General features: G+C 74.7%; 14 protein-coding genes. 8 read left to right on the forward strand and 6 right to left on the reverse strand.

The window, feature by feature from the left end; all coding sequences use genetic code 11:
• Positions 1-8: 8 nt before the first annotated feature.
• From AB0G74_RS21210 to AB0G74_RS21230, 5 genes are all read left to right on the forward strand, one after another.
• Complete coding sequence (locus AB0G74_RS21210) at positions 9-1,778, forward strand: alkaline phosphatase D family protein (RefSeq protein WP_361148466.1); 1,770 nt, start codon at positions 9-11, stop codon at positions 1,776-1,778.
• Between the two features lie 313 nt (positions 1,779-2,091).
• A complete protein-coding gene (locus AB0G74_RS21215; RefSeq protein WP_361148468.1) occupies positions 2,092-3,549 on the forward strand; it encodes an SWIM zinc finger family protein in 1,458 nt (485 codons plus the stop codon).
• Positions 3,546-6,245: a DUF6493 family protein gene (locus AB0G74_RS21220; RefSeq protein ID WP_361148470.1), complete on the forward strand. Its 2,700-nt coding sequence runs from the start codon at positions 3,546-3,548 to the stop codon at positions 6,243-6,245. Before AB0G74_RS21215 ends, AB0G74_RS21220 begins: the two co-directional genes overlap by 4 nt.
• 77 nt (positions 6,246-6,322) lie before the next feature.
• Positions 6,323-7,759 (forward strand): GNAT family N-acetyltransferase, encoded by a 1,437-nt coding sequence (locus AB0G74_RS21225; protein ID WP_361148472.1) that lies wholly within the window; start codon positions 6,323-6,325, stop codon positions 7,757-7,759.
• A 695-nt stretch (positions 7,760-8,454) separates the two neighbouring features.
• The gene (locus tag AB0G74_RS21230; protein ID WP_361148474.1) at positions 8,455-10,137 is read left to right on the forward strand and encodes a DUF885 domain-containing protein; all 1,683 of its coding nucleotides are present in this window, start codon (positions 8,455-8,457) and stop codon (positions 10,135-10,137) included.
• 88 nt (positions 10,138-10,225) lie between these two features.
• Here AB0G74_RS21230 and AB0G74_RS21235 read toward each other — a convergent pair whose 3' ends face one another.
• Together AB0G74_RS21235 and AB0G74_RS21240 are read right to left on the reverse strand one after the other, a co-directional pair.
• The gene (locus tag AB0G74_RS21235) at positions 10,226-11,077 is read right to left on the reverse strand and encodes an SDR family oxidoreductase (RefSeq protein ID WP_361148476.1); all 852 of its coding nucleotides are present in this window, start codon (positions 11,075-11,077) and stop codon (positions 10,226-10,228) included.
• A 68-nt stretch (positions 11,078-11,145) separates the two neighbouring features.
• Positions 11,146-11,649 (reverse strand): rhodanese-like domain-containing protein, encoded by a 504-nt coding sequence (locus AB0G74_RS21240; RefSeq protein WP_361148478.1) that lies wholly within the window; start codon positions 11,647-11,649, stop codon positions 11,146-11,148.
• A gap of 94 nt (positions 11,650-11,743) precedes the next feature.
• On the opposite strand from AB0G74_RS21240, the gene AB0G74_RS21245 reads away from it, so the two are divergent.
• Entirely contained in the window at positions 11,744-12,190 is a 447-nt protein-coding gene (locus AB0G74_RS21245; RefSeq protein WP_361148480.1) for an Lrp/AsnC family transcriptional regulator, read from the forward strand.
• Here AB0G74_RS21245 and AB0G74_RS21250 read toward each other — a convergent pair.
• Entirely contained in the window at positions 12,151-12,615 is a 465-nt protein-coding gene (locus AB0G74_RS21250; RefSeq protein ID WP_361148482.1) for a hypothetical protein, read from the reverse strand. The genes AB0G74_RS21245 and AB0G74_RS21250 overlap by 40 nt on opposite strands.
• 87 nt (positions 12,616-12,702) lie before the next feature.
• Here AB0G74_RS21250 and sigJ point away from each other — a divergent pair, with 87 nt between their 5' ends.
• The gene (gene sigJ, locus AB0G74_RS21255; protein ID WP_361148484.1) at positions 12,703-13,653 is read left to right on the forward strand and encodes an RNA polymerase sigma factor SigJ; all 951 of its coding nucleotides are present in this window, start codon (positions 12,703-12,705) and stop codon (positions 13,651-13,653) included.
• Positions 13,654-13,665: 12 nt separating this feature from the next.
• Here sigJ and AB0G74_RS21260 read toward each other — a convergent pair whose 3' ends face one another.
• Genes AB0G74_RS21260 through AB0G74_RS21270 form a run of 3 tightly spaced genes read right to left on the reverse strand, consistent with a single transcriptional unit; the run spans position 13,666 to position 18,563 of the window.
• On the reverse strand, positions 13,666-16,722 hold the full coding sequence (locus AB0G74_RS21260) for an SMC family ATPase (protein WP_361148486.1): 3,057 nt from the start codon (positions 16,720-16,722) through the stop codon (positions 13,666-13,668).
• The gene (locus AB0G74_RS21265) at positions 16,719-17,876 is read right to left on the reverse strand and encodes an exonuclease SbcCD subunit D (protein ID WP_361148488.1); all 1,158 of its coding nucleotides are present in this window, start codon (positions 17,874-17,876) and stop codon (positions 16,719-16,721) included. The genes AB0G74_RS21260 and AB0G74_RS21265 overlap by 4 nt, the downstream gene beginning before the upstream one ends.
• Before the next feature lie 60 nt (positions 17,877-17,936).
• On the reverse strand, positions 17,937-18,563 hold the full coding sequence (locus AB0G74_RS21270; RefSeq protein WP_361148490.1) for a YigZ family protein: 627 nt from the start codon (positions 18,561-18,563) through the stop codon (positions 17,937-17,939).
• Between the two features lie 77 nt (positions 18,564-18,640).
• Here AB0G74_RS21270 and AB0G74_RS21275 point away from each other — a divergent pair, with 77 nt between their 5' ends.
• The gene (locus tag AB0G74_RS21275) at positions 18,641-19,048 is read left to right on the forward strand and encodes a CoA-binding protein (RefSeq protein ID WP_361148492.1); all 408 of its coding nucleotides are present in this window, start codon (positions 18,641-18,643) and stop codon (positions 19,046-19,048) included.
• Positions 19,049-19,147: the final 99 nt, after the last annotated feature.

A 19,147-nucleotide genomic window follows, 5' to 3' on the forward strand; every position in this document is an offset into this window, starting at 1 on the left:
GGTTCACGATGTCCCTCGGCACAGGCGATTCCCCCGGCATGTCCTCACCCGGTCCGTCCACTTCTCGTACGTCCGGCCCGGACGTCCCTGCGGGCCCGGGAGCGGGTACGGGTACGGGAGGCGGTACGGGTACGGGGCGGCGGGCCCTGCTCCGGGGGACGGCCGCCGCGTCCGCCGCGCTGGTGGTGCCGCTCGCGGCGGCACCGGGCGCGGGGGCCGTACCGGGCCCGGCGCCGGGGCTGGTGCTGGGGGGACGGCCCCGGGCGTCCTGGGGCGTCCAGTCCGGTGGGGTGACGTCGTCGTCCGGTCTGGTGTGGGCGCGTTCGGACCGGCCCGCGCGGATGATGGTGGAGTTCTCCCCGACCCGTTCGTTCCGGCGGGTACGACGGGTGCCGGGGCCGTTTCTGGGCCCCGGCACCGACTTCACCGGGACGACGGCGCTGCGCGGACTGCCCGCCGGTGAGGAGGTCCACTACCGGGTCGTCCTCGCGGACCCCGGTGACGGGCGCCGGACCGGGGAGCCGGTGTACGGCTCGTTCCGTACCGCGCCCGACCGGCGCCGCGACGGGGTCCGCTTCCTCTGGTCGGGCGATATCGCGGGCCAGGGTTGGGGGATCAATCCAGATATCGGCGGATTCCGGGTCTACGACGAGATGCTGCGGCTGGATCCCGACTTCTTCCTCTGCAGCGGGGACTCGATCTACGCGGACGGGGTGGTCGAGCCGTCCGTGACCCTGCCCGACGGCCGGATCTGGCGCAATGTCACCACCGAGGAGAAGTCGCGGGTGGCGCAGTCGCTCGACGACTTCCGGGGCAACTTCCGCTACAACCTGCTCGACGAGAACGTCCGCCGGTTCAACGCGCGGGTGCCGACCGTGGCGCAGTGGGACGACCACGAGGTGCGGAACAACTGGTATCCGGGGCAGATCCTGGACGACCCCCGCTATACGGAGAAGCACGTGGACGTGCTGGCGCGGCGGGCGCTGCGGGCCTTCGCGGAGTACTTCCCGACCCCGACGCTGCCGGTCTCCGGCCGCCGCCCGGACCTCGGGTACGAGGGCCTCGCGGGTCGGGACTCCGGCGGGCCCGGCGGACCCGGCCCGTCCGGCGGCCGGATGCACCGGGTCGTCCGGTACGGGCCGCTGCTGGACGTCTTCGTCCTCGACATGCGCTCGTACCGGAATCCGAACTCGCCGGGGCGGCGGGCCGATGACGAGCAGGGCATCCTCGGCGCCGGACAGCTCGCCTGGCTGAAGCGGGAGCTGGCCCGGTCGCGGGCGGTCTGGAAGGTGCTCGCGGCGGATATGCCGATCGGGCTGGTCGTTCCCGACGGGTCGGCGGACTTCGAGGCGATCGCCCAGGGCGACCCGGGCGCGCCGCTCGGGCGGGAACTGCAGATCGCCGAGCTGCTGCGGTTCGTCAAGCACCGGCGGATCACCGGCACGCTCTGGCTGACGGCCGATGTGCACTACACCTCCGCCCAGCACTACGCGCCGGAGCGGGCCGCGTTCCAGGACTTCGCCCCGTTCTGGGAGTTCGTCTCCGGGCCGCTGGCGGCGGGCGGCTTCCCGGCCAACGCGCTGGACGCGACGTTCGGGCCCGAGCGGGTCTTCGTCCGGGCGCCCGAGCGGGCCAATGTCTCGCCGATGGAGTCGCCGCAGTACTTCGGTGAGGTGGAGATCGACGGCGGCAGCGGCGCGCTGACGGTACGGCTGCGGGCCGAGGGCGGGCAGGTGCTGTTCAGCCGGGTGCTGGAGCCGGGGCGCGTCGGGCAGTGACGGCAGTACGGCGCCGGTCGCTTCGCCCCCCGCCGGTCGAGCGGGTCGGGGCGGCTCGGCGGCGGCCCCGGCGTGCGGGCCCTGGGCGTCGGGCTCGCGGCGCGTCACGGCGGATCCCGGCCGGTGGGGGCCACGGTGGCAGTCACGGTCCGGGGCTGGCGAGTTCTCGCCAAACCGGACTCGGGGACGGACAATCGGCACTGGTCGAGCCGGGTTCCCCAGGGTAAGGGCCCGGGGAGTGCCGAGGGGGCGAACCCCTCAGGAAGCCGCCGGGTGGGGTCCGTTGTCAGTGTCGGGCCCTACGGTCCGTTCCATGACACGCACAGTGCAGGCGCTCGCCTACACCCGTCCCTCCGCGCTCAGCGCCGCGGCGGACGGGGACCTTCTCGGCCTGGAGACCTCCGGGGGACTGACCCCGGCGGGGGCCGAGGACAGCCCGAACTTCTTCTCCGGTTTCCTGGAGTCGCCGCAGACGGCCGCCCGGGGGCTGCTCGCCGTGGCCGATGTGGCGGCGGCCCGCTATGTCCGGCCGGAGCTGCGGCGGCTGCTGGACCCGGTGGTGACGGGGAACGGCGACCGGCTGCGCTTCGAGTCGTTCTCGGGCTGCTGCGGGGTGTACGCGCGGCTCGACGTACTGCGGGACGGTCTCGGTGGCACGGAGACCGGGCGCGGCACGACCAATGTGGATGTCAACGATCCGCTGCGGAACGCCCTGTCGCGGCTGACCGGCGACAGCCCGCTCCATCTGCGGGTGGGCCCCGGTGAGATGGCCGTGACGACCCTGGACGGCTCGATCGTGGAGAAGAAGGTCCCGCTGCCGGACCGCTGGCTGCGCGGATTCGCGGAGGCCCAGGTGGCGACGGCCGGGTTCGATCTGCGGGCCGAGCTGTCGGCGGCGGAGGCGGTGCGGTTCCTGCGGTCGCTGCCCCGGTCCCGGACGGGCGGCTCCTCGCGCGGCGCGATGTGGGTGGTGCCGTCGGGCCGGACCCTGCGGCCGACGACCCGGCCGGTGGCGGGCGCGGTGTGCCTGCCCGGGCCGGAGCGGCTGGAGGCGTTCGGACGGCTGCTGCGGCAGGCGAAGTCCCTGCGGGTGTACGGGCCTTCGGTGGTCGACGGCGCGCCGGTGCCGACGGCGTGGGAGCTGACGCTCCCCGGGATGCGGCTGACGCTGACGCTCTCGCCCGACGCCTGGCGGGGCTTCTCCGGCGAGGGCGGGGTACTGGAGTCGCTCTCCGCCGACGAGGCCGAGCAGGACGCCGAGCTGCTGTCGGTACTGCTCGCCTGGGAGCCGGAGATCGATCCGGCGGAGCTGGCGGACCGCTCCGGTCTGCCGGTCGCCCGGGTGAAGGCGGGGCTGGTCCGGCTGGGAACCTCGGGCCGGGTGGGGTACGACGTCGCGGACGCGGCCTACTTCCACCGCGAGCTGCCGTACGACGCCGGGCGGGTGGAGCGGCACAACCCCCGGCTGACCTCGGCCCGGGAACTGCTGGCGGCGGGCGCGGTCACCGTGGACCCGGACGGCCTGTCGGCGGCGGTGGCCTCGGGGGACCGGGTCTACCGGGTGCGTGACACGGGCCGGCGGATGAGTTGTACCTGTGTCTGGTGGGCGGAGCATCAAGGGGGGCGGGGGCCCTGCAAACACGCCCTGGCGGTCCGGATGGCCCGGCGGGGCCCGGCGGCCGGACGCGGGGAGTCCGGCGGAGCCGCGGTCGTGCCGTCGGGCGCGGCGGTGACCGGCGGGACCGTGACGGGCCGGGGAGGCGCGCGATGAAGGAGCTGATGGAGGCGGTCCGCAAGGGCCGGGCGCACAAGGTTCCCGGGCTGCTGGAGCCGCTCGGACCGGCGGAGCGCAAGGAAGTGCTGGCGGAGCTGAAGAAGTTCCGGGCCGAGCTGCGCGACTGGAACTGGCAGCGGTGGGATGAGCGGTCCAAGGCGTCGATCGCCGTCCTGGTCGCGGGAGCGGGCTGCCAGCCGGGCGCGGTGGCGGCGGCGACCTGGATCGGGGCCGCCCAGCTGCGCCTCGGGCGGGCCGTGCCGTCCAAGCTGATCCTGGAGGTGCTGGCGCACCGGGACGACGTATGGGTGGGGAAGGTGGCGCACAAGCTCGCGACCCGCGCCTCCAGCACCCCGGACGACGTCCGGCTGATCGAGGCGCTGGTGGCCCGCTCGGGCTGCGAGATCCCCACCGCCGACGGGCATGTGACGGGCTGGGTGGGGATGCTCTCCCAGCGGGGCGGCCAGGTCATCGCCGCGATGGCCGACGACCCCAGGGCCGCGGTGCTGGCGCCCCGGATCTTCGGGCTGTCCCGGATCCCGGCCACCATCCTGTGGGAGGGCTTCCGCGAGCCCGGTGATCCCTGGCCCGCCGGGATCGCGGAGCTGGCCCGGCGGGGGCTGGTGGAGCGGTCGGCGCTGCTCGACGCCTGCGTCGCCCGGATCCTGCGCGGCGGGCGGCCGGGCGAGATGACGTTCTGTCTGGCGGTGCTACGCGCCCTGGAGCCGGACGGCGCGGAGCTGCGGGCCAGGATCCCGGACTGGCTCGGCATGGTCTCGGACGGCACCCCGATGGTGGCGACGTACGCCCAGAAGACCCTGACCGAACTGGAGCAGCGGGGCGAGCTGCCGGAGGACGCGCTGGTGGCGATGGCGGAAGCCGTGCTGTTCCGGCCGGAGAAGGCCCTGGTGCGCTCCCAGCTCACCCTGGTCGACCGGGTGCTGAAGCGACGGCCGGAGGCGGCGGAACGGCTGCTGCCGGTGGTCGGCGAGGCGTTCGGCCAGCCGGACACCGGGCTCCAGGAGCGGGCGCTGAAGCTGGTGGCCCGCCATCTGAAGGACGTCGGGCCGACGGTCCGCGAGGACCTCGCCCTGGTCGCCGACCGGCTGAGTCCGGCCCAGCGTGAGGAGGCCCGGGCGCTGCTGGGCGGCTACGGGATGGCGGAGGACGAGCCGTACGAGGAGGTGCTGCCGCCGGTCGTGCCCCCGCGGGCCGTCGAACCGGCGCCGGCGTCGGTGGCCGAGCTGGTGGAGCGGGCGCTGGTGGTCCGGTGGTCCGGGGAGCGGGCCCTGGACTTCGAGCGGGTGATCGACGGGATGGTCCGGCTGGGCGCGGAGGACCTGCGGGCCCTCGCGGTGGCGCTGCGCGAGGCGATGCCGGAGCGTTGGTGGGCCGCCGAGCCGGACGGCGGGACCCGCTACCGGGAGGGTCACTTCCGGGAGGAGGATCCGCAGCTCGAATTCCTGATGGCGGCCCTGGCGACCCGGCTCCCCTTCGACATCGAGGCGCTGCGGAAGGACGGCAAGGACGCCAGATGCCCGAGTGAGGCGCTGGAGGCGCTGCTCTCGGCCCGGCTGCGGGAGATCGCCTACCGGCTGCTGACGGATCCGCAGCCGTTTCTGCTGGCCACCCCCACCCTGGACACCGGGGCGCTCGATCCCCTGGTTCTGGTGGAGCGGCTGCGGGAGTACGGGCGGCTCGGGGCCGAACCCGGCCCGGTGGACTTCGGCCAGGCCCTGTTGAGGGTCCGGCGGGGCGCGGGTGGTGTCGCGGCCGAGCGGGCCGCGGAGCTGGGCACACCGGAAGGCGACCGGCTCGCCGCCTGGCTGCGGGGCGAGGGGCCGGAGCTTCCGGCGCTGCGGACGCCGGGCACGGCGTCCGGTCCGGCGGCGGGCGGGGACACCGGTGTCGTGGCGAGGATGCTGCTGACCCCGTTGCGCGACGTCCGGGAGCTGCTGACGGTGAAGCAGTCGTTCCCGCGCCCGTTCCACTGGCTCGGCCGCGAGGTGCGGCTGCACCCCTGGTGCCGTCGCATGACCCGGTGGCAGTCCTTCTGGCGGTTCGCCCTGCCGTACGAGCGGGAGGCGCTGGCGTACTGGCTGCGAGACGGCCTGGACATGTGCGGCAACGGGGAGAGCCGGGGGATCACGGCCGGGCTGCTCGCGTTCGCCGAGGCGGAGGCCGGTGACGGGCCCGCGGGGCCGGAGTTGCACCGGTCGCTCGGTGTCGGGCTGAACGCCGAGCGCACAGGCGACCGGCTGGCGGCCGTGGACGCGCTGCTGTCGCTGGCGGCCCGGGAGCAGCTCGATCACGCCCGATTGGCGGTGGAGCTGACGGATTTGGTGGATCATGGGGTGATGAAACCGACCCGGCTCGCCGACGCGCTGGACACGGCCGCTTCCGGCGGCGCGTACGAGACCGTCTGGTCGGTGCTCGCCCCCGCCCTGCCCGGTCTGGTGCGGTCCGTCCCGGGCAACCGGGGTCTGGGCCGGATCCTCGCGGTCGCGGCGGAGTGCGCCGAGCGCAGCCGTCCGGCGGTCGCCGAGGAGATACCGGGACTGGCGGAGCTGGCCGGGCGGAAGGGCACCTCGCAGGTGGTGGTGCAGGCCGCACGGCTGGCCCGGGCTCTCTCCGGCACGGCTTCCCCGGCGGTGCCCGTACCGACGGACACCATCGACCAAAAGAGTACATAGGACATCAAATGCACGCTTTACCCATCAGTCACACATCGTTTGTGATCACGCAACACGCCACCGCCACAGTGGTGGGCATGACTGATGCGAACTCAGCGGTGAGCGCCCGCCGATCCCATGACCGACGACGGGCCCTCATCGGACTGACCGCGGTGCTCACGGCAGCGATCGCCGCCGGGGCGCTCGCCCGCCGGACCGAACAGACCGCAAACATCCCGGCCGGTCCCGCCTTACTGACGGCGGCCTTCCTCGCCGCCGGGGCCACCGTCTTCGTGGCCCTGCGGCGATGGGGACGACGGCGCGGCACGCACCCGCCGGACGGTGCGCCCGGTGCCGGTGATCCCGGCGCCCCGGGCGGCGTACGGGCCGACGGCACCGCGGGCGCCACCGGCGCCGGTGGCGCGGCGGGCCGGGAGGACGGCGGAACCGTCCTGAGACGGGTACGGACGACCGTCCGGGACGAACCCGGCGCGCTGGCGGCGCTCTGCGCGGCCCTCGCCGACCTGCGGGTCGACGTGATCACCCTCCAGACGCATCCACTGACCCGGGGCACGGTGGACGAGTTCCTGCTCCGTACGCCCGGGTCGCTGCAGCCGGACGCGCTCCGGGCCGTGATCCTGCGGGCGGGCGGCACGGATGTGTGGATCGAACGCGCCGACGAACACGACCTGGTCGACACCCCGACCCGGGTCCTGGGTCTGGCGACCCGGACGGCCCTCGACCCGGCCGAGCTGCCGCTGGCGCTGCGGCAGTTGCTGGGCCGCTGCACCGTCCGCTCCCGGCCGGAACCGGCGCCGGAGGCCGACCCGGGCGGGGAGCGGGCACCGGTGGAGGGCGTACTGGAGGGGACCGTGATCCGGCTGCGGGATCCGCGGGGCGGCACGGTCACGGTGGAACGGCCGTATCTGCCCTTCACACCGACCGAGTTCGCCCGGGCCCGGGCCCTGATGGAGCTGGACGCCCGGCTGGATCCCCGGACCCCGCGCGGCGAGGAACCGCACACCTTGCCGGAGGGCGAGGAGATCGTGGTGCGCCGGGCCGACGAGAGCGATCTGGCGGCCGCGAAGGAGCTGCATCTGCGGTGCTCGGAGGGGACACTGCGGGCTCGCTACCACGGGCCCGTCGGCGATGCCCACCGCTATCTGGACCATCTGCTGAGCCCGCGCCACGGGCGGACCCTCGCCGTGGAGACCACGGCCGGGCGGCTGGTGGCGCTGGGGCATCTGCTGTGGGACGGGGACGAGACGGAGATCGCCCTCCTGGTGGAGGACGCCTGGCAGCGCCGGGGCATCGGCTCCGAACTCCTGGGGCGGCTGGTCCTGCTGGCCGCGGAGACCGGTTCCCGGGGGGTGTACGCGGTGACCCGTTCGTCGAATACGGGCATGGTCGCCGCGATGCGGGGGCTGCGGCTGCCCCTCGACTACCAGGTGGAGGAGGGCACCCTGGTGATCACCGCCCGGCTGGACACCGCGGCCAGGGACTCGCTCCTGCTCTGCGAGGCGACGGACCGCTGAGACCGCCGGACCACCGACAGGGGCCGGTTCCGGGGACTCGGAAGGGGCGGGGCCGATCGCGGCCCGGCACGTGGCACCGGTCCCGTACCGGCCATCCCCTGGCTTCGGGACCGGTCACCGACCGTCGAGAACGCGCCAAAGATCTCGCCGCCGCACCCGGAACGGAAAGGCCCCCGGCGTCCGTCCCGGGTTGGTAGTCGGATCCGCTTCCGGGCGGTGGGATGACCCCGTAGCCGGAGCGGGCACGGCGGTACGGGTGGACAGGATCCGGGCCGCTACCCGGCGCCCGGGAGCGGGTGCGGGAGGCCCGGGCCCGGGCCGGTTCCGGCGCCCCGGCCGGGACCGGTGGACCGGCGAAGGGGCCGGGATCCCGGGGGTGCCGTCCGGCCCGGGCGGGCCGACCGGTTCGTCCGCATTACCCGAACGGGTGATGTGGCCGGGTTCGCTCACCGCCCGGGCGGGCCCGCCCCGGACTCGGCCGCCGGGGCCGCCCGGGGAGGAGCCGGAACCGTACGGGAGCCGCCGAGAGCCCGGGAGCGGGGCCGGGCACGGCGGCCGAGGCGCCGGGGCGGGCTCGCCGCCCGCCGTGGCGGCTCGGCGGCACGGTGGTTCACCGGCCATCGGGCGGTCGTTCAGGGGGCCGCGGGTCCCCCACGATGGTGACGCCGCCACCCCCGCTCATAGAGGATGTGTGCATGTCAGTCACCGCCAGCACCCCGCTGCCCCGTCAGGTCGCCGACAGCTATCTCGACGCGCTCATCGCCCTCGACCCGATCACCGGCACCTATCTCGGGGTCAAGGAAAGCGCCGCGCTGCTGCCCGACTTCTCCCCCGAGGGCCAGGAGGCCCGCGCCGCCCTCGCCCGGAGGACCCTCGCCGAACTGGCGGAGGCCGAGAAACGTCCCGGCGCGGAAAGCGACGCCGAGCGGCGCTGCGGCCGGCTGCTGCGGGAGCGGCTCACGGCCGAACTCGCGGTACACGAGGCGGAGGAGGGCCTGCGGGCGGGGAGCATCCTCGACTCCCCGGTCCACCTGGTGCGTACGGTGTTCACGGTGACCCCGACCGCCACCGAGGAGGACTGGGCGACGGTCGTCAGGCGGCTGCACGCCGTCCCGGCCGCCCTGGCGAGCTATCGCGCCGCCCTCGCGGAAGGTCTTGAGCGCAAGCTGTACGCCGGGCCCCGGGCCACCCGCACCACCGTCGACCAGATGACGGAGTGGATCGGGACGGGCCGGGGCTGGTTCGGGGAGTTCGCCGCCGACGGCCCCGAATCCCTCGCCCCGGAGATGGCCGAGGCGGCCGGGGCCGCCAACGGCGCGCTGGCCGCGCTCCGGGACTGGATGCGGGACGTCTACGCCCCGGCCGTGGCCGACGCCCCCGACATCGTGGGGCGGGAGCGCTACGCCCGCTGGTCGCGCTACTACAACGGGACCGATCTCGACCTGGACGAGGCGTACGCGTACGGCTGGTCGGAGTACCACCGGCTGCTGGCGGAGATGCGGATCGAGGCCGACCGGATCCTGCCGGGCGCGGGCCCCTGGGAGGCGCTGGCCCATCTCGACGTCCACGGCCGCCACATCGAGGGCGTCGAGGAGGTCCGGAGCTGGCTGCAGGGCCTGATGGACCAGGCGATCGAGGCGCTGGACGGCACCCACTTCGAACTCGCCGAGCGGGTCCGCCGGGTGGAGTCGCGGATCGCTCCTCCGGGCAGTGCGGCGGCCCCGTACTACACCGGCCCGTCGGAGGACTTCTCCCGGCCCGGACAGACCTGGCTGCCGACGATGGGCGCCACCCGGTTCCCGGTCTACGACCTGGTGTCGACCTGGTATCACGAGGGCGTGCCCGGCCACCATCTCCAGCTGGCCCAGTGGGCGCATGTGGCGGACCAGCTCTCCCGCTACCAGGCCACGGCCGGCGGTGTCAGCGCCAATTGCGAGGGCTGGGCGCTCTACGCGGAGCGGCTCATGGACGAACTGGGCTTCCTCGCCGACTCCGAGCAGCGGCTGGGTTATCTGGACGCGCAGATGATGCGCGCGTGCCGGGTGATCGTGGACATCGGTATGCATCTGGAGCTGGAGATCCCGGCGGACTCGCCGTACCACCCCGGGGAGCGCTGGACGCCCGAGCTGGCGCAGGAGTTCTTCGGGCGGCACAGCGGGCGCCCGGCGGAGTTCGTGGAGAGCGAGCTGACCCGCTATCTGTCGACGCCCGGCCAGGCGATCGGCTACAAGCTCGGCGAGCGGGCCTGGCTGCTGGGGCGGGAGAGGGCCCGGGCGGCGCGCGGTGACGCCTTCGACGCGAAGGCGTGGCACATGGCGGCGCTGTCGCAGGGCTCGCTCGGTCTCGACGATCTCGTGGACGAGCTGTCGAAGCTGTGATCCGAGACGGCCGGTGGGCGGGTCCGCCCACCGGCCGTCCCCGGGGATCCCGCCCGCCGGTATCACCGAGGGGCACCGGGTGACCGGGTCAGCGGCGGAAGCCGCCCTCGGAGTTGATCACCTCGCCGGTGATCCACTCGGCTTCGTCGGTGGCCAGCCAGGCGATCAGCCGGGCGGGGTCGTCCGGCATACCCCAGCGGCCGCCCGGGAAGCGGTCGGCGACCGCCCGGTAGTCGTCACCCGCCATGTAGTCGGTATCGACGGGGCCGGGGTTGACCGCGTTGACGGTGACCGCGAGATCGGCCAGATGGGTGGCGAGTGAGCGGGTCACCGAGGCGTTGGCCCCCTTGGCGAGGGCGTACGCCAGCTCGCCGGGCATGCCGCCCGCGATGTCCTGGCCCGAGGTCATCAGCACCACCCGGCCGCCGGGTGTCCTGGGCGGCAGTCCGGCCCGCAGCCGGGCGTACGCCTGGACCAGCAGCACCACCGAGCGGGTGTTGACGGCGAAGTGGGCGTCCAGCATCGACGCGTCGATCTTGTCGAGTGTGCCGTCGTGGCCGCTGAGTGCGTGGTTGGCGACGACGATGTCGAGACGGCCGCCGAACGCCTCGGCGGCCGTGGCGATCAGCGCCGCGGGCGCCGCCGGGTCGGACAGGTCGGCGGGGCCGTGGAACACCGGGGCCCCGGGGTCGCCGAGGGCCGCGCGGACCGCTTCGGCGACGGCCTCGGGGCCGCCGGGTTCGGCGCCCCACTCCGTGGCCTCGTCGTGCGGAACGTGGTGGTGGAGGTAGACCCCGGCACCGTAGGCGGCGAGCCTGCGGGCCACCGCGTATCCGATGCCGCCTCTTCTGCTCGCGCCGGTCACCAGGGCGGTACGGCCGCGGAGCGGCAGGGGGTCGCGGCGCAGCGCCGCGGGCTCGGGATGGGGAAGCATCGGCATGACGCCCCATCATGAGTGATCACGGCGTGGTCGGCATCCGGTTTTACGGGCGGCCGGTGCCGGGCCGGTCAGCAGCCGCAGTCGGCCGTGTCGGCGGGCGCGGTCAGCGGGTCGGGGGCGCGGCGGTCGCCGCCGTCCCGGGTCTCGTATCCGAAGCCTTCCCGTACCCAGTACTCGAATCCGCCGAGCATCTCCTTGACCCGGTAGCCGCGTTCGGCCAGGGCGAGGGCGGCCCGGGCGGCGCCGTCGCAGCCGGGTCCCCAGCAGTAGGTGACGACGGGCACGGCCGGGTCGAGGAGCCGTTCGGCCCGCTCGGGGAGGAGGGCGGTGGGCAGATGCCGGGCGCCGGGGATGTGCCCCTGGTCCCAGGCGGCGGTGGAGCGGGTATCGACGAGGACGAACCCGGGATCCTCGCCGGTGGCCAGGGCGGCGGCGACGTCCGATACGTCGGTGTGGAAGGCGAGGCTCGCCCGGAAGTACGCCGCCGCCTCGGCGGGTGGGGCCGGAGGTGTACGGAGGACCGCGTTCGGTGCGGTGACGGCGGGGGTCTCGATGGTCGCGATGGGGTTCATGGCGGTGAATCTACGGGCGCCCGGACCGCCTCTGAAGGCACTTTCCCCGGCATATGACTTGATCCGCCGGGGATTCCACGGTTCTCTTCCCCTCATGAGCGACTATGTACCGGACGCCACCGACTGGCGTCTGCTGGAGGTCCTCCAGCGTCACGGCCGGGCCGGTTTCGCGGAGCTGGCGCGGGAGGTCTCGATGTCGGCGAGTGCCGTGACCGAACGGGTCCGCAGGCTGGAGGAGGCCGGGATCATCACCGGTTACGGCGCCGTGGTGGACCGGGGGAAGCTGGGTCTGGCCATCACGGCCTTCGTCCGGCTGCGATATCCGAACGGGAACTACAAGCCGTTCCACGATCTGCTGGACACCACCCCGGAGATCCTGGAGGCGCACCATGTCACGGGCGACGACTGCTTCGTACTGAAGGTCGCCACCCGCGATATGGGTCATCTGGAGCAGGTCACGGGGCGGATCGGCGCCCTGGGTGCGATGACGACCAGTGTCGTCTACTCCTCGCCGCTGCCGGGGCGGCCGGTCAGCCGCTGAGTCACGGGCCGGGCGGCGGCCCCGGCCGGGCGGTGGTCACCGGGCCGTGTCCCGTCGTTCCCGGCCAGTACCAGCAGACTCAGGCCGAACATCAGTACGCCCAGTGGCAGATGGACCGACGGGACGTGCGCGATACCGACCAGGACCTGGACCGTCGCGAGGGCGAGGAAGCCCGACGCGTACAGGACGGGTCGGGGCGAACCGTCGTGCCGTCTCCACACCAGGACCGCCACGAGCAGATAGAGCATCGTCGTCCCGTACGTCACCCGGGCCCCGGCGTCGTGCAGTTGCGCCCCGAAGGAGGTGTCCGGGAGCAGTCCGGCGGAGATCGCCTGGAGGAAGATGGTCAGGGTCTGCAGGGCGATCGCGATCCGCAGGAACGTGGCGCCGGGCCGCTCGTTCGCCGCGGCCGTCCGCGTGGTCATATCACTGTCCCCTTGTCCGCCGTCGTCGGGCAGTAGATCGGTAAGGTCTCACCAGCCCGACGAAACGGGGCGGCGAAAGGTAAGGCGATGGGGGCGGCCGGAGGCACGGACACCGCCGGGACCGGCGGGGACGCGATAGCCGGGGAGCAGCGGCGGCTGCTCAATGTCGCGTACCGGCTGCTCGGTTCGGTGACCGAGGCCGAGGACGCCGTTCAGGACGCCTACGCCCGCTGGTACGCGCTGTCGCCCGGCGGCCGGGCGGCGATCCGGTCGCCGGGTGCCTGGCTGACGACGGTGACCAGCCGGATCTGTCTGGATCTGCTCGGCTCGGCCCGGTCCCGCCGGGAGCGCTATGTCGGCGCGTGGCTGCCGGAGCCGCTGCCCGGCCGGGCCGGGCGGGATCTCCGGGGCGGCCCGGGGCGCGCCGGCGCCGCGGACCCCGCCGACCAGATCGTCCTGGACGAGTCGGTGACCACCGCCTTTCTCGTGGTGCTGGAGTCGATGACACCGGCCGAGCGGGTGGCGTTCGTGCTGCACGACGTCTTCCGGTATCCGTTCACCGAGATCGCCGGAGTACTCGGCCGCACCCCGGCGGCCTGCAAACAGCTGGCGGCGTCCGCCCGGCGACGGGTGGGCGGGGTACGTGCCCCGGTGGCGGCGGACGGCCGGGCCGAGGTGGTGAGGCGGGTCAAGGAGGCATGGGAGAGCCGGGACATCCCGGCCCTCGTCGGTCTGCTCGATCCGGCCGCCGTGATGACCGCGGACGGCGGTGGTCTGGCGGGGGCCGCGCCGCGCCCGGTCGAGGGCGGCGCGGGTATCGCCCGCTATATGGTCGCCGTCGCCGACGGGGCTCCGGGGCTCGAACTGCTGGAGCTGCCGGTCAGCGGTCTCCCCGGCCTGGTGGCCCGGCGGGCCGGGACCGTGGTGACCGTGGCCTCGTTCGGGATCGCCGACGGGCGGGTCACCCGGATCTGGGTGGTCCGCAATCCGGCGAAGCTGCGGCCCTGGGTCGGGGACGGCGGTCCGGCCGGGCCCTGACAGGACCGGCCGCTACTCGCCCGGCGCGCCGGTCCGGAGCCGTACGGTCGAGCCGTGGCGCTCCTTGACCACCTCCAGTTGGGTGGGGATGCGACGGCGCAGATCGGCGACATGGCTGACGATGCCGACGCTGCGGTCCCGTTCCCGCAGGGAGTCCAGGACGTCCAGCACCTCGTCCAGGGTCTGTTCGTCGAGGCTGCCGAAGCCCTCGTCGATGAAGAGCGTGTCGAGGCGGACGCCCCCGGCCTCTTCGGTGACCACGTCGGCGAGGCCCAGGGCGAGGGCCAGGGAGGCGAAGAAGGTCTCGCCGCCGGAGAGGGTGGCGGTGTCGCGTTCGCGGCCGGTCCAGGCGTCGATCACCCGCAGGCCCAGGCCGGAGCGCCCGCCGCCGGAGCGGGCGTCGGAGTGGGTGAGGGAGTAACGCCCGGCGGACATCCGCAGCAGCCGGTCGGTGGCGGCGGCGGCGACCTGTTCGAGCCGGGCGGCCAGGACGTAGGACTCCAGCCGCATCCGGTGTTCGTTCTGGGCGGAGGTGCCCGCGGTGAGGGCGGCGAGCCGGGCCACCCGGGCGTGTTCCGCGCGCAGGGGTACGGAGCCCCGGACGGCGGCTGCCGCCTCGGCGGAGAGGGCGTCCAGTTCGGCGGCCCGGTCGCGGGCGGAGGCCAGGGCGGCCGAGGCGTTCCGCAGGGCGCGGTCGGCGGTTTCCAGGGTCGCGGCGGCGGCCGTCGGGTCGGCGGGCGGCAGCGCGGCGGCGGCGAGGGTGTCGGGTTCGGCGAGCCGGTCGGCGACGGCGGCGGCCTCGGCCCGCCAGCGGTCGGCGGCGCGCTGGAGTTCGCGGTGTTCGGTGTCGTCGGCGACGGCCTCGGCGGCGGCTTCGGGGGTGGGAAATCCGGCCCGGTAGGCGGCGTCCGCGGTCCGTCCGTCGGCTTCCTTGAGGCGGCGGGCGGCTTCGTCGGCGGCGCGGACCGCTTCGGCGGCCCCGGCGGCGAGCCGGGCCCGGTGCTCCAGTTCGGCGGCGCGTTCGGCGACGGACCGGGCGCCGCCTCTGGCCCGGTCCAGCTCTTCGGTGAGGGCGGCCAGTTCCCGGTCGAGGGCTTCGCGTTCGGCGGTCCTGGCGGCGACGCGCTGGTCGACCCGGTGCCGGTCCTTCAGCCGTTCCCCGTGTTCGCGTTCGGCCCGGTCGAGGGCTTCCCGGGCGGCGTGGATCCCGGAGGCGAGGGCCCGGGCCTCGCCCAGGTCGCTCTCCACCCCGGCGACGAGGGCGGCGAGTTCGGCGGCTGACGGGTCGCGGGGGTCCGGCCCGGCCCCGGGGGCGTCGGCGGCCGGCCCGTCGTCCCGGGCCCGGAGGCGGGCGGCGGCGAGGGCCGTCCGGATCCGGTCCAGCCGTCGTTCGGCCCCGGACCGGTCCTCCTCGGCCCGGGTGTGGGTCTCGTAGGCCGCGTCCTCGTCGGCGGGGGCGACCGGGGCGGTGCCGGGACGGGCCGGGGCGGGGTGGTCGGCGGAGCCGCAGACGGCGCAGGGCTCGCCGGGGACGAGCCCCGCGGCGAGTTCGGCGGCGATCTGGGCGAGGCGCCGCTCCTTGAGGTCGAGCCAGGCGGTACGGGCCGTGAGGGCGTCCTCGCGGGCGGTCCGCAGCGCGTCCTCGGCGTCGTTCGCCTCGGTGGTGAGCCGGTCCCGTTCCCGGGCTGCGTCCCGGCGCAGCCGGGCGGGGCCGAGGAGCCCGGCGAGCTGTTCGGCGCGGGTGGCGGCCTCCTGGGCGGCGGCGAGCCGGTCCTGGTGGCGGCGGCGCAGGGCGTCCCAGCCGGCCAGCCATTCCCCGGCGTCCTGCCGGGCGTCGTCGTCGGCGCGGGCGGCCCGGTCGAGGGCGGCGCGCTCGCGGGCGATCGCGGCCCCGCGGTCCTCGGCGCGCCGGGCGGCCGCCAGGGCTCCGGCCTCCCGGCGGAGGTCTTGTTCGGTCCCGGCGAGGCGGGCGGGGTCGGCGTCGGCGAGTTCGGCGGGGAGGGCGGCCCGGGCGGCGATGAGCGCGGCGGCGGCGGCGCGGTGGTCCCGCTCGGCGGCGGCGCGGAGGGTGAGGGCGGGCGTCACCCGTTCGGCCCGGCGGGCCTCCTCCAGCCGGGCCAGGACCTCCTCGTGGGCGGGGCGGGCGGCCTCGGACGCCGCCCGGCGGCGGCGGGTCTCCTCGTACCGCCGCCGGAGCCGGTCGTGTTCCCGCGCGGTGTCGAGGGCGGTACGGGCCTCGTTCCGCCGGTCCTCGGCGAGGGCGACGGCGCCGCGCGCGGCGTCCAGCCGTTCCCGGGCGCCGGAGCGGGCGACGGCCGCCCCGGCGAGTACGGCGTCGGCGAGCCCGGGGTCACCGGGCCGTGCGTCGGGCGCGGGCCACTCCCCGGTGGTGTCGGCGGCGGCCTGGGCCATCCGGTGGGCGAGGGCGAGGAGCCGTTCGTCGCCGGTGCGGACCCGGGCCTCGGTGGTACGGCGCCGTTCGGCGAGGTTCTCCTCGACGGCGGCGAAGCAGCGGGTGTCGAAGAGGCGGCCGAGGAGTCTGCTCCGGGCCTCGGCGTCGGCGCGGAGGAAGCGGGCGAAGTCGCCCTGGGGCAACAGGACGACCTGGCAGAACTGTTCCCGGCTCATTCCGATGAGCTGTTCCAGCTCCTCGCCGATCTCCTGGTGGGAGAGGCTGAGGGCGCGCCAGGTGCCGCCGGGGGTGTCGTACTCCCGGAGCAGGCTGCGGGCCCGTTCGGGGGTGAAGCCGGTGCCCCGCTTCTTGCGGCGCTGCTGGGCGGGGAAGCGGGTGATCTCCAGCCGCCTCCCGCCGAGGGTGAGTTCGAGCAGGACTTCGGTGAAGACGTCGGCGGGGGCGTGGTCGCTGCGCAGGGGGGTGCCGGGGCTCTGCCGGGCGCCGGGGACGGTGCCGTAGAGGGCGAAGCAGACGGCGTCCAGTACGGAGGTCTTCCCGGCGCCGGTCGGGCCGTGGAGCAGGAAGAGGCCGTCGGTGGTCAGGGCGTCGAAGTCGATGTCCTGGGTGGTGCCGAAGGGGCCGAAGGCGGTGAGGGCGAGGCGGTGGAGCTTCATCCGGCGGCCTCCGCCTCGGCGGTGCGGACGGCGTCGAACGCCGCGTTCAGCACGGCCCGCTCCTCGGCGTCGGGGCCGCTGCCCCGGACATGGGCCACGAAGTCCTCCGCGATCTGCCGCCGGTCCCGGCCGCGCAGCCGCCGGGCGTAGGAGAGGGTGTCGTCGGCCGGGGGCCGGTCGGGGGCGAAGACGAGGCTGAGGGTGTGCGGGAAGCGCTCCGCCAGCCGGGCCATCGGCTCGGCGGGGCGGACCGGGTCGGTGAGGGTCGCCTCGACGAAGGACTCCTCGTACCGCTCGTGGGCCGGGTCGGCCAGCAGGTCGTCCAGGCGGCCGGTGAGCCGGGCCAGGGGCCTGGGCACGGGGCAGTCGATCCGTTCGGCGGTGACGGCGCCGTCCGGGCCGAGGTCGACCAGCCACATCGTCTTGCGGTGCGCGGCCTCGGAGAAGGAGTAGGCGAGCGGCGAGCCCGAGTACCGCACCCGGTCGGTGATGGTCTGGCAGCCGTGCAGATGACCGAGGGCGGCGTAGTCCACCCCGTCGAAGACGGCGGAGGGCACGGCGGAGACCCCGCCGACGGTGATGTCCCGCTCGCTGTCGCTGGCGGCGCCGCCGATGACGAAGGCATGGGCGAGCACGACGGAACGGGTCCCGGGCGGACGGGTGGCGAGATCGGCCCGGATCCGGTCCATGGCCGCCGTGACCACGGTCTCGTGTCCGGCCCGCTCGACCCCGAACGCGTCCTTGACCAGGGCCGGTTCCAGATAGGGCACCCCGTAGAACGCGATGTCGCCGTGGGCGTCGGCGAGGACGACGGGGTCGGCGCAGCCCTCGGGGTCGGTCCGCAGATGTATCCCGGCGCGCTCGATGAGTCCGGCGGCGACGCCGAGACGGCGCGCCGAGTCGTGGTTGCCGGAGATCATGACGGTCGGTACGCCCTCGGCGGCCAGCCGGTGCAGGGTCCGGTCGAAGAGTTCGACGGCGGCGAGCGGCGGCACCGCGCGGTCGTAGACGTCTCCTGCCACCAGCACCGCGTCGACCCGGTGGGTACGGGCCGAGTCGACGAGGTGGTCGAGAAACGCGGACTGGGCGTCGAGCATGCTCACCCGGTGCAGCGACCGGCCCAGATGCCAGTCCGACGTATGCAGGAATCTCATGATCCCCGAGAGTATCGGCGGGGTCTGACAGTCCGGGTGGAATCGGGGATCCCGCGGTGATCAGGCGTCGCCATACGCCTCGCCGCCCAGTTCGAGGGCCGCGGTCCCGGCGGTGGCGTCGGCGAGCCAGCCCCGGAAGGCGTCGACGTCGGCGTCCGGGAGGGCGATCTCGATGGCGACCCGCTCGGCGTAGCCGACGGAGCGGACGGTACGGCCGGTGGCGCGCAGATCGTTCTCCAGCTTCCCGGCCCGCTGGTGGTCGACCGTGACGACGGCCAGCCGGTAGCGGCGGCGGACGACGGTGCCGAGGGTGTCGAGCGCCTCGCCGACCACTCCCCCGTAGGCGCGGATCAGTCCGCCCGCGCCGAGCTTGACCCCGCCGTAGTAGCGGGTGACGACGGCGACGGCGTAGCGGACGTCCCGCCGGGTGAGCATCTGGAGCATGGGCACCCCGGCGGTGCCGCCGGGCTCCCCGTCGTCGCTCGCCTTCTGGACGGCGGCATCGGCGCCGATGACGTAGGCGAAGCAGTTGTGGGTGGCGGTGGGGTGCTCGCGGCGGATCCGGGCGACGAACGCCTGGGCCTCCTCCTCGGTCGCCGCGGGGGCGAGCGCGCAGATGAAGCGCGATCGGTTGATCTCGGTCTCGTGGACGCCCGCGCGGGCGACGGTCCGGTACTGCTCCTGCATCCGGCCACCCTATGCTTCACCCGATCGAGGGAGGCACGGAGGGGAATGCTCCGTGCGGGTGGTCCGTTGTCGCAAGCATGTACGGAGATGACGAGACCATCCGCAGGATCCTCACCTCGACGGGTAACACCTGGGCGGTGGTGGGCCTGTCGAACAACGAGTCACGGGCGGCGTACGGGGTCGCGCGGATCCTCCAGCGCTACGGCAAGCGGATCGTGCCGGTCCATCCGAAGGAGGAGACGGTCCACGGCGAGCGGGGGTACGCGTCGCTGGCGGACATCCCCTTCGAGGTCGACGTGGTCGATGTGTTCGTGAACGGGGCGCTGGCCGGGCAGGTGGCGGACGAGGCGGTCGCCAAGGGCGCGAAGGCGGTCTGGTTCCAGCTCGGCGTGGTCGACGAGGCGGCGTACGAGCGGACCCGCGCGGCCGGACTCGACATGATCATGGACCGTTGCCCGGCGATCGAGATACCGCGACTGGGCTGAGCCCGGACGGCCGGGGCAGGTCCTGTAATCCTTCCCGGAACCACCCCGGCCCCGGGCGGCCGGGTCGGGGCACGGACGCGTCGCGGACGGCCCGTACGG

It is taken from the genome of Streptomyces sp. NPDC020875 (assembly GCF_040641415.1).
Taxonomy (GTDB): Bacteria; Actinomycetota; Actinomycetes; order Streptomycetales; family Streptomycetaceae; genus Streptomyces.

Bases quoted from the DNA above. Each gene is read 5' to 3' on its own strand.
- AB0G74_RS21260 (WP_361148486.1), bottom strand. From the start codon at position 16,722: ATGAAGCTCCACCGCCTCGCCCTCACCGCCTTCGGCCCCTTCGGCACC.
- AB0G74_RS21270 (WP_361148490.1), bottom strand. From the start codon at position 18,563: ATGCAGGAGCAGTACCGGACCGTCGCCCGCGCGGGCGTCCACGAGACC.
- AB0G74_RS21265 (WP_361148488.1), bottom strand. From the start codon at position 17,876: ATGAGATTCCTGCATACGTCGGACTGGCATCTGGGCCGGTCGCTGCAC.
- AB0G74_RS21245 (WP_361148480.1), top strand. From the start codon at position 11,744: ATGAGCGACTATGTACCGGACGCCACCGACTGGCGTCTGCTGGAGGTC.
- sigJ (WP_361148484.1), top strand. From the start codon at position 12,703: ATGGGGGCGGCCGGAGGCACGGACACCGCCGGGACCGGCGGGGACGCG.
- AB0G74_RS21230 (WP_361148474.1), top strand. From the start codon at position 8,455: ATGTCAGTCACCGCCAGCACCCCGCTGCCCCGTCAGGTCGCCGACAGC.
- AB0G74_RS21275 (WP_361148492.1), top strand. From the start codon at position 18,641: ATGTACGGAGATGACGAGACCATCCGCAGGATCCTCACCTCGACGGGT.
- AB0G74_RS21225 (WP_361148472.1), top strand. From the start codon at position 6,323: ATGACTGATGCGAACTCAGCGGTGAGCGCCCGCCGATCCCATGACCGA.
- AB0G74_RS21210 (WP_361148466.1), top strand. From the start codon at position 9: ATGTCCCTCGGCACAGGCGATTCCCCCGGCATGTCCTCACCCGGTCCG.
- AB0G74_RS21235 (WP_361148476.1), bottom strand. From the start codon at position 11,077: ATGCCGATGCTTCCCCATCCCGAGCCCGCGGCGCTGCGCCGCGACCCC.
- AB0G74_RS21215 (WP_361148468.1), top strand. From the start codon at position 2,092: ATGACACGCACAGTGCAGGCGCTCGCCTACACCCGTCCCTCCGCGCTC.
- AB0G74_RS21250 (WP_361148482.1), bottom strand. From the start codon at position 12,615: ATGACCACGCGGACGGCCGCGGCGAACGAGCGGCCCGGCGCCACGTTC.
- AB0G74_RS21240 (WP_361148478.1), bottom strand. From the start codon at position 11,649: ATGAACCCCATCGCGACCATCGAGACCCCCGCCGTCACCGCACCGAAC.
- AB0G74_RS21220 (WP_361148470.1), top strand. From the start codon at position 3,546: ATGAAGGAGCTGATGGAGGCGGTCCGCAAGGGCCGGGCGCACAAGGTT.